The 13,441-nt window shown below is 50.3% G+C and carries 1 protein-coding gene; it reads left to right on the top strand.

Annotated elements, in window-relative coordinates; all coding sequences use genetic code 11:
• The first annotated feature begins 1 nt into the window (after window position 1).
• The gene (locus BGM27_RS00855) at window positions 2–13,429 is read left to right on the top strand and encodes a type I polyketide synthase (RefSeq protein ID WP_007409846.1); all 13,428 of its coding nucleotides are present in this window, start codon (window positions 2–4) and stop codon (window positions 13,427–13,429) included.
• Window positions 13,430–13,441: the final 12 nt, after the last annotated feature.

Genomic DNA, 13,441 nt, shown 5'->3' with positions numbered 1-13,441 from the left:
CGTGAAGAACTTCAATAAGCAAATCACTTTATCGCTGAAAAATCCGTTTATTTTACATCATGACGTTTACGGACAAAAAGTCCTTCCGGGATTGGCTTATATTGATATGTTTTATCAGATTTTCAAAGAGCGCGGCTATTCATACGACGGGCTTCAGCTGCGCCATTTATCCATATATCAGCCGCTTATTGCGAAAGAAGACAGCGCCGTCAAGCTTACGGTTGAATGTACAAAGGTAAAAGAAGGGCGCTGGAAACTTACCGCAAAAGGGGCTGAGGTCAGCGGCGGACGAGTACAGCCGGAAGAACGTATTTACGTCAAAGCGGAAATGCACGAGACGGCACCCGCAATTTTCAGTGACACGCTTGATCTTGACTCTGTCAAACGCGAGGCGGAACGCACCATCGATTTAAATGAGCTGTATGCACAATGCAGAAGCCAGGAATTGGTTCACAGCGGATATATGAAAGCAGAAGGAGAAGTGTTTGAGGAGCGGGACGGCGTCATCTTTGATGTATCGCTCGGAAAAGACGCGATGGGACAGGCCGGGGGGTTTTTGTTCCATCCGACTCTCCTTGACGGAAGCGGCGTCGGCGCAAACCTATTGATCTCATCGCTGTTAAATGGGGAAAAGAGGCTGTTTCTGCCTCTTTTCTACGAATCTTTTACAGCTTCCGAACCTTTGCAGGCCGGCTGCATCACGAGAATCAAACGTTCGTCGCTTCGGCAGGAAAAGGAGCTCATTTACATTACACTGGAGTTTTTTAACGCATCCGGCCGAAAAGTAGCCGAGCTGAAAGATTTCACAAGCAAGCTCGTGCGGGATGCCGAGCTGATCAATACAGAACGAAAGACTGCTGAGAAGTCTCCTGAAAAAGCCGGTTTACCGGAAGTTGCGGCATCGCTTGAAGGCGGACACCCGCATGAGGAAGCAGAGCGGTATGTCATGAATCTGATGGCGGAAAAAATCGGCAAGCCGCTTGAACAGATTGATTCTCAAGTCGGCTACTATGAAATGGGGCTGACATCGTCCGGACTGCTTGACGTCGTCGAAACGATCAGCGAAAAAATCGGCGAAACCCTTTCTCCGACTTTGCTGTTTGAATATACGACGGCAGCAGAGCTGGCAGCTTTCCTGACTGAGCAGTACGGGAGCCATTTCAGCGCGTCTCCGGCAAAAATGGAGAAGCCGGTTGAGCCGCAAACAGAGAGAAGACGGAAAAGCAGTGTTCCGCAAGATGAAGATATCGCGATTATCGGCATGGCCGGCCGCTACCCGCAGGCCGAAAATATTCATCAATTCTGGGAAAACCTGAAAGAAGGAAAAAACTGTGTCACCGAAATTCCGGAGTCTCGCTGGGACTGGCGCCGGTTTGAAAATGTAAAGTCGCCTTCCGGAAAGAGCATTTCAAAATGGGGCGGATTTATTGATGATCCGGATTGCTTTGATCCCCAATTTTTCCGGATTACGCCGCGGGAAGCTGAAACAATGGACCCTCAGGAACGGCTGTTTTTACAAACATGCTGGGAAACGATTGAGGATGCCGGATATACGCCGAAGTCGCTCGCAGAGGCGCGCGGACGGAATAAGAGACAGCGCGTCGGCGTCTTCGCAGGGGTGATGCATAAGGATTATACGTTGGTCGGGGCTGAAGCTTCTTCTGAAGATCATGTATTCCCGCTTTCTCTTAATTATGCGCAAATCGCAAACAGAGTTTCATATTTTTGCAATTTTCACGGGCCGAGCATGGCGGTCGATACGGTCTGTTCATCTTCGCTGACTACGGTTCACCTTGCTGCGGAAAGCATTCGGCGCGGGGAATGTGAATCGGCGGTTGCCGGAGGGGTCAATTTGTCGCTGCATCCGAATAAATATCTGACATACGGTTTATGGGACATGTTTTCAACAGACGGGGTTTGTCATACATTCGGGAAAGACGGAGACGGCTATGTACCGGCTGAAGGAATCGGTGCCGTTTTATTAAAACCGCTGCGAGAGGCGGTAAAAGACGGCGACCGGATTTATGCGGTGATAAAGGGCAGTGCCGTCAATCACGTGGGGACAGTGAGCGGAATTTCCGTGCCGAGTCCTGTCGCGCAGGCTGATTTGATTGAAGAATGCCTGGACAAAGCGGGCATCGATCCGCGCACGGTCAGTTATATTGAGGCGCACGGGACGGGAACTTCTCTCGGCGATCCGATCGAGGTTCAAGGCCTTGTCAAGGCGTTCCGCCAGTACACACAGGACAAACAGTTCTGTTCGATCGGATCAGTGAAGTCCAATATCGGCCATGCGGAATCGGCTGCGGGCATCAGCGGCTTAAGCAAGGTTGCCCTGCAGCTTCACCATAAAACTTTGGTGCCGTCTCTTCATTCGGAGGAGCTGAATCCGTATTTAGATTTTGAACAATCACCGTTTTACGTCCAGCATCATACCGAAGCATGGCAGCAGCCATCAGTGACGGAAAACGGAAACGAAACCGTATATCCTCGGCGTGCGGGCATCAGCTCTTTCGGGGCGACAGGTTCAAACGTGCATCTCATTCTGGAGGAATTTATCCCTGAAGAATCACACGGAACAAATGCTGAACCGGCAGAAGAACAGACATTCATTTTCCCGGTTTCAGCCCGGAATGAAGAACGGCTAAAAGAGTATGTTGCGAAGCTGTCTGCATTTATTCATCCCGGCCTGCCGCTTGAGGATGCGGCGTATACACTTCAGATCGGCCGTGAACAGATGGAGGAGCGGGTTGCGTTCACCGCTCAGAATATGACACAGCTCAAAGAGCGGCTGGAAGGCTTTCTGGCAGGTAAAACGGTCAGCGGGTGCTGGCGGAACCGAGCTGATAAAAGCAAACAGGCAGAGCTTGCTCCGGACTTGATACATAAATGGCGTTCTTCCGGAAGTCTGGAGATGATTGCCGAAAAGTGGGCCGGCGGAGGAACGATGGATTGGAATCTCTTGTACGGTGAAAACAAACCGAATCGGATCAGCCTGCCGACATATCCGTTTGAAAAAATCCGGTATTGGGTGCCGAAGGCGGAGAAAAGAGAATCGCTGCCGCAAAAAAATGCAGGCATGCTGCATCCGCTCCTGCATGAAAATGTATCAAACATGTCAGGCGTCCGTTTTCGGTCCTCGTTTAGCGGTGGAGAGTTTTTCCTGAAAGATCACGTCGTCAAAAACGAGCGGACGTTACCGGGCGCGGCTTATCTGGAAATGGTCCGGGCGGCCGTTGAACATGCGGCAGAAACGAAGGAAGAAGGAACAGTCCGTCTGAAACATGTCGTATGGATACGTCCGTTTACAGCGGCGGATGAGTCCGCAGATCTGTATCTCCGTCTTTATGACGAAGAAAATGGGGAGATGGGATTTACGGTTTACAGTGAATCGGCTTCCTCGGAACAAGAGCCCGTTCTCTATGCGCAAGGAAGCGCAGCGTTTGTCCGAGCGGGCGAACCGGCCAAAATCGAGATTGACAAATTGAGAGAGTCACGCCGTCTGATCACACCTGACGCTTGCTATCAGGCATACAAACAAATGGGGATTGAATACGGGGATGCTCACAAAGCGGTCACGGAAATCTATGCAAAAGACAGCAAAGTGCTCGCGAAGCTCTCACTCCCGTCATCTATTTCTCATACAAAAGATCAGTTTGTCCTCCATCCGAGCCTTTTGGATGCGGCCTTCCACGCGACAATCGGGTTAATGCTGGACAGAGACGGGACTGACATACGGCCGATGCTGCCGTTTGCTCTCGAACAGATTGATGTGTTGAAAAGCTGTAAAAGCGATATGTGGGTTTCCATTGCGTACAGCGGCGAAAGCAAGCCTGAAGATGCCGTGCAGAAGCTGGATATTGATGTATGTGACGAACAAGGCAATGTATGTGTGAAAATGACTGGCTATTCCGCACGGGAAATTGAAACGGATAAAACAGATACACTATTTTTTGAACACGTATGGGAAGAGAAGGCCGCTGTACGTGAAAAAGCGCCGATCCATTTCAAAGCCCGTCACGTGATGATATCTGACCGGTTTACGGATCAAATGAACAGCATACAGACGGACTTCAGCTGTCATGTGCTCCGTGATCAGCATAAGAGTGAAGACGAACGGTTTGAAGCTTGTGCGCTTCAGGCGTTCGAAGAAGTGAAGAAAATCCTTTCTTCAAATTCCGGCGGGCGCGAGCTCATACAGATTGTCGTGCCTCAAGAAGCGGATACGCAGCTCCTTTGCGGCTTAACGGGGCTTTTGAAAACAGCGGCGCTTGAAAACCCGAACCTGACCGGCCAGCTGATTGAATTGGAGCCGGACGTCAAGGCAGACACGCTGTCCCGATATGTAAAAGAATGCAGCGCTCATCCTGATGACAAGCATATTCGCTATGAAAACGGCAGGCGCTATACGGCACAATGGCAGGAAACAGGGCTTGAACAGTTCGGCGCCGAAAAGCCGTGGAAGGATAAAGGTGTTTATCTGATCACAGGCGGTGCGGGCGGACTCGGATTTTTATTCGCCAAAGAAATCGCCCGGCATGCAAAAGACGCCGTTCTTATTTTAACGGGGCGTTCTCTGTTGGATAACCGTAAAAAAGCCCAGCTTCAAGAACTGTCCGATCTCGGCGCGCAAGCTGTGTACAAACAAACGGACATGACGGAAAAACAAGAAGTTCAATCGCTCATAGCGGACATCTGTCGGCAGTACGGCGGATTAAACGGTATCATACACAGCGCCGGAACGATAAAAGACAACTATATTCTCAAAAAACACAAAGATGAAATCCGTGATGTACTGGCGCCAAAAGTCTCCGGGCTGGTTCATCTTGATGAAGCGGCAAAGGACATTGAGCTTGATTTTCTGATTCTTTTCTCTTCCGGAGCCGGAAGCGCCGGAAGCGCGGGCCAGGCTGATTATGCGATGGCCAATGCGTTTATGAACGCCTTCAGTGAAAAAAGAAACCGTAAAAAAGCCCGAAATGAACGCTATGGACATACCCTTTCAATCTGCTGGCCGCTTTGGAAAGACGGCGGCATGACGGTTGATGCTGAAACGGAAGCCATGCTGACAAAAGAAAGCGGCATGGTCCCTATGCAAACAGAAAACGGCATTCAGGCTTTATACCGCGGGTGGGCGGCAAACACATCCCAAGTCATGGTGACGGAAGGCTACGCCGCAAAAATCCGGGCGTTTCTGAAAAAATCAGCGGATGATCAGCCGGATAAGGGCAGCGAAACGGAAGAAACGGCAGGTCTTACAGCAGGCGGAGAGAACATGCTTGCAGAAAAAACGGAGCATTTCTTGAAACAAGTGCTTTCGGAAGTGACCAAACTTCCTGTCGGCAAAATTGATGCCAAGGCGCCTATGGAAGATTACGGAATTGATTCGATTATGATTATGCATTTGACGGGCCGGCTGGAAAAGAGCTTCGGCTCATTATCAAAAACATTGTTTTTCGAGTACCAGAATATCGAATCGCTGGCGCAGTATTTTATGAAAGCACACCGGGACACGCTGCTGGAAGTGACCGGGATGAAAACAGAAGAAACCCCTGAAGCCAAACCGGCGCTGTCTGAGAAAGCGAAAGTAAAGCCCGTTTCCAAACGGAATGAAGGGAAAAAAGGCTTTGCGCAAGTCCGTCCGGAAACGCGGAAAAATCAGCAGCTGACAGAACGTGAAGATATCGCAATTATCGGTATATCAGGACGATATCCGCAGGCCGAAAATCTTCAGGAATTTTGGAAGAATTTGAGTGAAGGCACTGACTGCATAACCGAAATTCCAAACGATCGCTGGGATCACAGTCTTTATTACGACGCTGATAAAGATAAAGAAGGCAAGACGTACGGAAAATGGGGAGGATTTTTGAAAGACGTGGACAAATTTGATCCGCAATTCTTCTCTATTTCGCCCCGGGATGCAAAATTGATGGACCCGCAGGAGCGGTTATTCCTGCAATGTGTCTACGAAACGATGGAAGATGCCGGTTACACGCGCAAAAAGCTCACGGAAAAATCGGGTGAGTTGCTTGGCGCCAATGTCGGTGTTTACGTCGGCGTCATGTACGAGGAATATCAGCTTTACGGAGCCGAAGAACAGGCGCGCGGAAAATCGCTTGCGCTGACCGGAAATCCGTCATCAATTGCGAACAGGGCTTCCTATGTATTCGGTTTTAACGGCCCGAGCATGGCTCTGGATACGATGTGCTCTTCTTCTTTAACAGCCATTCATCTGGCATGCCAAAGCTTGCGGAACGGGGAATGCGAGGCAGCATTTGCCGGGGGCGTCAATGTATCCGTTCATCCGAATAAATATTTGATGCTCGGCCAGAACAGATTTTTATCAAGCAAAGGCAGATGTGAAAGTTTCGGAGAAGGCGGAGACGGTTATGTGCCCGGTGAAGGAGTGGGCGCCGTACTCCTTAAGCCGCTTTCTAAAGCGAAAGCGGACGGTGATCATATTTACGGCCTGATCAAAGGAACGGCCGTGAACCATGATGGAAAAACAAACGGGTATTCCGTACCGAATCCGAACGCCCAAGCCGCGGTGATCAAACAGGCGTTAAAAGACGCGGGAACCGATCCGAGGGCGGTCAGCTACATCGAAGCCCACGGCACCGGGACTTCACTCGGCGATCCGATTGAAATCACGGGTCTGACAAAAGCCTTTTCAGAACAAACACAAGATAAACAGTTTTGTGCCATCGGCTCAGCGAAATCCAATATCGGCCACTGTGAAAGCGCGGCGGGCATCGCCGGGCTGACGAAGGTGCTCCTGCAAATGAAGCATAAGCAGCTCGCACCGTCATTGCATTCCCGGACGCTTAACCCGAATATTGATTTTCCGAGTACGCCGTTCAAAGTGCAGCAGACGCTTGAAGAGTGGAAAAGACCGGTCATAAATGAAAACGGAGTAAATAAAGAATTGCCGAGAACCGCGGGGCTTTCCTCATTCGGAGCCGGGGGCGTCAACGCTCATATCGTCATCGAAGAATATTCCGCTGATGAGGATAAGGAGACGGCTTATGCTGCGCCTCATCCGTCGATGATCGTCCTTTCCGCGAAAAATGAGCAACGGCTTCAAAAACGGGCGAAACGTCTTCTTGATGCACTGCGGAGCGGGCGTTACCGGGAAGCAGATCTGAGCCGGATCGCATATACGCTTCAAATCGGCCGTGAACCGATGGAAGAGCGTCTCGGAATGATTGTCAGCAATTTGCGAGAGCTTGAAGAAAAGCTTGACGAATTTACGGGCGGCAAGGAGTCAATTGACCAGCTCTACCGCGGACAAGTCAAACAGAATAAAGACACGATGGCGCTGTTTGCGGCTGATGAGGACATGGAAAAAACCATTGAGGCGTGGCTTGAAAAAGGCAAAGCCGCAAAGGTATTAGAGCTTTGGGTGAAGGGTCTTCCGCTAAATTGGGATAAGCTGTATCAAATGGGCAGACCGCAAAAAATCAGTCTCCCTGCCTACCCGTTTGCAAAAGACCGTTATTGGATCGACACATCAGCTGATACAGCTGTCAAAAGACCGGCCGACACACAGTCTGCGCCGATCGCACCGGCGGCCGCCCCGGAACCGGTCATTGAAGTAACAACTCTTCACGAGGAGACTGCCAAAGAAAAACCGTCAAACATTTCATTGCAGCCTTTGAGCGGCGCGAAACCGAAAAGAATCGTACAGTCTGTTTCCCGTCCGGCGGTTTCCGCTGAAAAAGTAAGTGCCGTATTAACCGAAAGTTTGGCAGACGTTTTATATATGGATGCCGACGATATCGACGCAGACGACACATTTATTGATATCGGCATGGATTCAATTACAGGTCTTGAATGGATAAAGTCTGTTAATAAAGCATACGGCACGTCCCTTACGGTGACGAAAGTATATGATTATCCGACAATCCGCCAGTTTGCGGCCTTCTTGCAAAAAGAGCTCGGGACAGAACCGATCCTTGAGGAAGCAACCGAACCGCAGAAAACAGAAGCCGTGAAAAAACCGTCAAACATCATGCTGCAGCCTTTAAACGCTCATAAGCAGCATGTGATCCAAGCAGAAGCGGATATTCTGGAGGCGATGTCAGAAACGGCAGCTTCCGCCGAACCGGAAGAACCGATTGAAGCGGTGCATGATGAGTTATCAAAAGCACTGGCTGATGTATTGTACATGGAGCGGCATGAAGTAGATATTGATGAGGCCTTTATTGACTTGGGTATGGATTCGATTACCGGTCTTGAATGGATAAAGGCCGTCAATAAACGGTACGGCACGGACTGTAACGTAACGAAAGTGTATGATTATCCGACAATCCGTCAATTTGCCGATTTTCTGCGTACGCAGCCGTCTGTCCGCGGAAGAAAAAAACAGACGGTTCCCGTACGTCCAAAGCCGCTTACGCAGCAACATGCCCCGCAGGAGAAAACACCTGCCGAGCCGGAGAGATTAACGGTTCAAAAGGAACCTGAACCGGTGCAGGCCAAACGGGAGCCTAAAGACGAGATAGCGGACGCGATAGCCATCGTCGGCATGTCGGGCAAGTACCCGGATGCGCCGGACCTAAAGACATATTGGGACAACTTAGCCCGTGCGAAAAACGCCATTCGCGACATCCCGCTTTCCCGCTGGGATGTAAACAAATACTATGATCCGGCCTTAAACAAGAAGGGCAAAGTATACTGCAGATCAATCGGTATGCTTGACGGCATTGAAGAGTTTGATCCGCTGTTCTTTAATATATCTCCGTCTGAAGCGGAACTTATGGACCCGCAGCACCGGATATTTTTACAGGAAGGTTTTAAAGCCTTTGAAGATGCGGGTTACAGCTCAAAAGAATTAAACGGGAAAAATTGCGGCGTTTATTTGGGGATTATGAACAATGAATACGGCATGATGTTAAACAAACATCAGACAGGAGGAAGCGCGACGGGCAACAGTTTCAGCATCGCGGCGGCCCGCCTGCCTTATTATCTCAATTTGAAAGGGCCGGCCATTCCGATCGATACGGCATGCTCTTCATCTCTCGTCGGGACTCATTTGGCGCGTCAGGCGCTGTTGAATCATGAAATTGACATGGCGCTTGTCGGCGGTGTGACCTTGTATTTAACGCCTGAATCATACATCAGCATGTGTGAAGCCGGAATGCTGTCTCCTGACGGCCAATGTAAAGCATTTGATAACAGTGCGAACGGATTTGTGCCTGGCGAAGGCGCGGGGGCGCTCGTTTTGAAGAGGCTGAAAGATGCGGAAGCCGATCAAGACCATATTTACGGAGTCATTATCGGATCTGGAATTAACCAGGACGGAAAAACCAACGGCATTACCGCACCAAGCGCGAAAAGCCAAATGGATTTAGAGCGCCAAGTGTATGAAGCGCACAACATCCACCCTGAGAGCATCACCTATGCGGAAATGCACGGCACCGGCACAAAGCAGGGGGATCCGATTGAATTAGAAGCCCTGTCTTCTGTATTTAAGGAAAAAACGGATCGCAAACAATTTTGCGCCATCGGTTCGGTTAAATCGAATATTGGGCACACGTCGGCGGCGGCAGGTGTAGCAAGCGTCCAGAAGGTTCTGCTGTCGATGAAGCATCAGCAGCTTGTGCCGACCCTTCATTTCAGCACGCCGAATGAACATTTTGATTTCGATGACTCGCCTTTATTTGTCAATACCGAACTCAAACCTTGGGAAACAGGCGGAGCACCGCGGCGGGCCTGTGTCAGCTCGTTCGGCTACAGCGGCACAAACGCTCATCTCGTTATCGAAGAGTATCAGCCGAAAGACCGGGGAAGCCGAAAGCCTGATGAGACAAACATTTTTGTGCTGTCGGCGAAAAAAGCGCCTCAGGTAAAAACCTATGCCGAGTCTGTGATCGAATTTGCAAAAGCCAATCAGAATATCAATCTTTCAGATATGGCGTACACGCTTCAAACCGGGCGTGATGCGATGGATTACCGTCTTGCGGTTACAGCCGGTTCGAGAGAAGAACTGATCAGCCGTTTAACCGATTTTGTAAACGGAAATACGGGTGAAGGGATATATGAAGCCCATATCAAAACGGCTAAAAAAGAAATCAAAGCATTTGAAACGGACGATGACCTGAAGCAGCTTGTGAGGTCATGGTTCGATAAGAAAAAATACGCCAAAATAGCGGAATTGTGGGCCAAAGGGCTTCAGATGGACTGGGACAGACTCTATCAAGGCAAAAAACCCCGCAGAATCAGTCTGCCGGCTTACCCATTTGCGAAGGAGCCGTACTGGCTGCCTGAGCCGAAAGCCGTACCGCAGGAAACAGAAGACCGGCGCGAGGCTGTGCTTTTAGAAAAGCAATGGGTTCCGTGTGAGATCGATTCGGCCGGTGAGAAAAGCGGCAAGACGGTCATGATTCTGGCTGATGCAAGAACAGCGGAGCTAGCCGAAGAGACTGCAAAGCATTTCGCTGACTCATTCATTCTCCCGGTCGATTCGGCTGACACTGCAGCTAGCGATTGGAATCACATAGATGGAGCAATCGATCTGACGGGATGCGGAGACGAAGACCCTTCACTGGAAGGGATCAGCCGGCTCCAGACTCTGATTGATACAAGCCGCCGGCAAGCGCGGCCGCTGACGCTGCTATATGTAACAAAAGGCTTGGAGCCATTTCAGCAGAAAACGATTCATCTTGCAGGAGCGGCAAAAAGCGGCCTGTACAGAATGCTTCAAAATGAGTATCAAAACGTGACGTCCAGACACATGGATGCCGATACAGATACGGATCAGCAGACGCTTGCCAAACAGATTGCAGATGAATTTTCGGCGGACTGCACAGAACCGGAAATCTGCCGCCGAAACGGACAGAGATACCGTGCTTTATTCAGGGAGATACCAAGCGGGAAGCGAGCAGAACATAAGCCCGCACCGTTTCCTGAAGACCATGTGCTTTTCATTACCGGAGGCACGAGGGGACTGGGTCTCTTATGCGCCCGCCATTTCACAGAAAAACACGGCGTGAAAAAAGTAGTGCTGACAGGCAGGGAGCCGATTCCTCCCCGCGATGAACGGTCAGCCGTTAATACGAGACTGAAAGAGAAGATACGGGCGATTGAAGAGCTTGAAGCAAAAGGAGTGCAGGTGGCGGTGATCAGTCTGAAATTGTCTGATCATGATGCGGCGGCAGCGGAAATTGAAACGATCCGGCGCACGATGGGACCGATAGGCGGCGTCATTCACTGTGCGGGATCGGTTAATTCAGTAAATCCGGCGTTTATCAGAAAGACTGCTGACGATATACAAGAAGTGCTGGAACCGAAAGTCGCCGGGCTTCAAACATTAAGCAGCCTTTTCACAAATGATCCTTTGAAATTTTTTGTCTTATTTTCTTCAGTATCTGCAGTCGTTCCGGCGCTCGCGGCGGGACAGTCGGATTATGCGATGGCAAATGCGTACATGGATTATTTCGCGGCGGCTCATCAGCATCAATATCCGTTAGTCAGCATTCAATGGCCGAACTGGAAGGAAACCGGATTGGGTGAAGTCCGCACAGAAAGCCTGAAGCAGACCGGGCTGCTGGGACTGTCCAACGCGGAAGGACTTGACTTGCTGGACCGCATTTTATCTGAAAACATCCGCCCGTCCGTTCTGCCGGCTATCATTGATCGGAGCGAATGGCATCCTGACAGGCTGCTCTGTCAAGAGAAAAAACAAAAAGAGACTGAAGCCGTAATAAACGGCAAAGCCGCTGAAAAACATTCAGACAGAGAACTGCTTATTGATACGAAGGCGTGGCTTGTGAAACTGTTTTCCGATGAGCTGAAAATCGCTCCGGAAGAACTGGAAACAGACGAACCGTTTCAGGATTACGGGGTTGATTCGATCATTTTAGCGCAGCTTTTACAGCAAATGAATCAAGCGCTCAAAGAGGACTTAGATCCGTCTGTTTTATATGAACATCCGACGATTGACGCGTTTTCCGAATGGCTTGTATCCAATGGGCAGCCGCTGCTTGCAGAAAGGGAGGAACCTGATACAGCATTGTTGGTTCCGGCTGCCGTACAAACGGTTCACACTGACCAAAAGCGTGATGCCGTAACTGAAGACATTGCTGTCGTCGGAATGAGCTGCCGTTTTCCGGGAGCGGAATCGTTAGAACAATATTGGGACTTGCTGAGAAGCGGCAGGTCCGCAATCGGCTCCGTCCCGGCGGAACGTTTCGGATATGCAAATCAATACGTTGCGGGATTGATTGACAATATGGATCACTTTGATTCCGAATTCTTTTTCATTCCGGAAAACGACGCGAAAGCGATGGACCCTCAGGCATTGGCGGTGTTGGAAGAGAGCTTGAAACTTTGGTGCCATGCCGGCTATTCCCGTGAAGAAATCAAGGGTATAGAGGCCGGTGTGTATATCGGAGGCCGAAGCCAGCATCAGCCTGATCCTGAAATTCTTGCGAATACCCGCAACCCGATCGTTGCGGGCGGGCAGAATTATTTAGCGGCAAACGTTTCGCAATTTTTTGATCTGCGCGGGCCGAGCATCGTGCTTGATACGGCTTGTTCATCGGCTTTGACAGGAATGAACATGGCCGTTCAGGCACTGAGAAGCGGCGATATCAAAGCGGCGGTAGTTGGCGGCGTCAGCCTGCTGAACACGGATGCGGCGCACCGGATGTTCCAAGAGCGCGGGCTGTTAAACGAAAAGCCGGCATTTCACGTATTTGACAAGCGTTCAGTCGGAGTTGTCCTCGGTGAAGGCGTCGGCATGGTGCTGTTAAAAACAGTAAGCCAGGCGCAAAAAGACGGCGACACGATACACGCGGTCATTAAGGCCGCCGCCATGAACAATGACGGCAGAACGGCAGGCCCGTCAGCTCCTAATATGCAGGCGCAAAAAGACGTCATGCAAAGCGCGCTTTTCAAAAGCGGCAAAAAGCCGGAAGACATCACTTATATCGAAGCAAACGGATCGGGTTCCGCGGTGACTGATTTGCTTGAGCTGAAGGCGATTCAATCCGTATACCGCTCAGGTCAGCATGTTCCGCTCGGCATCGGGTCAATCAAGCCGAACATCGGGCATCCGCTTTGCGCAGAAGGCATCGCAAGCTTCATTAAAGTCGTATTAATGCTGAAGCATAAACAAACGGTTCCGTTCCTCTCAGGAGATGAACCGATGCCGCATTTTGATATAACAAAGACAGATTTTCATTTTCATAAAACAGCCGGTGAATGGGATGCAGCCAGACCGTCAGCAGCCATCAACTGCTTTGCCGACGGCGGAACGAACGCCCACGTCATTCTGGAAGCTTGGGAAGAAAAAGACACCCGAATGAAAAGAAAGCCGCTGCCGGTACCGTCATTAAGACGTAAGGCTCTGGTAAAAGAACCTGACGCACCGGCGGAGAAACAAGAGCTTCCTGCGAAAAAAATGTTTTGGAAAGCATTTAAATGAGAGAGGAGTGGG

The sequence above is a fragment of the Bacillus sp. FJAT-27001 genome (assembly GCF_019039175.1).
Lineage (GTDB): Bacteria > Bacillota > Bacilli > Bacillales > Bacillaceae > Bacillus > Bacillus velezensis.
This window is presented reverse-complemented; position numbering and strand designations above follow the sequence as displayed.